Consider the following 676-nt stretch of genomic DNA (forward strand, 5'->3'; position numbering starts at 1 on the left):
CCATCGCCATCTGTATCCTTAGTTGATGGATCTACTGGTTTAGATTCTGGTTTCGAGTTTGGATCTTTCGGATTTGTTCCCTTATCTACTTCTTCTTTATCAGGGAAGCCGTCTTTGTCGGTGTCGACATTGTCTGGTGTTGAGTTCTTATCGTTTGGATCTGAACCTGCGTCTTTTTCTACAACGTCAGGGAAACCGTCTCCATCGGTATCTTTGGTATCTGGATTTGACTGAGGATCGTTTGGATCTGTTCCTTCTGCCTTTTCTACCTTATCAGGGAAGCCGTCTTTGTCGGTGTCGACATTATCTGGTGTTGAGTTCTTATCGTTTGGATCTGAACCTGCGTCTTTTTCTACAACGTCAGGGAAACTGTCTCCGTCGGTGTCTTTGGTATCTGGATTTGACTGAAGATCGTTTGGATCTGTTCCTTCTGCCTTTTCTACCTTATCAGGGAAGCCGTCTTTGTCGGTGTCGACATTATCTGGTGTTGAGTTCTTATCGTTTGGATCTGTTCCTTCTGCCTTTTCTACCTTATCAGGGAAACCGTCTCCATCGGTATCTTTGGTATCTGGATTTGACTTAGGATCGTTTGGATCTGAACCTGCGTCTTTTTCTACAACATCAGGGAAACCGTCTCCGTCTGTGGCTGGTTTAAGCGGATCCGTACCCTTATCAA

Annotated in this window: 1 pseudogene; it reads right to left on the reverse strand. The window is 45.0% G+C overall.

From position 1 onward, the window contains the following. Positions 1 to 676: pseudogene (locus tag HT708_RS11415) on the reverse strand (hypothetical protein); the annotation flags it as partial.

The sequence above is a fragment of the Streptococcus sp. 3613 genome (assembly GCF_013277375.1).
GTDB lineage: Bacteria > Bacillota > Bacilli > Lactobacillales > Streptococcaceae > Streptococcus > Streptococcus pseudopneumoniae.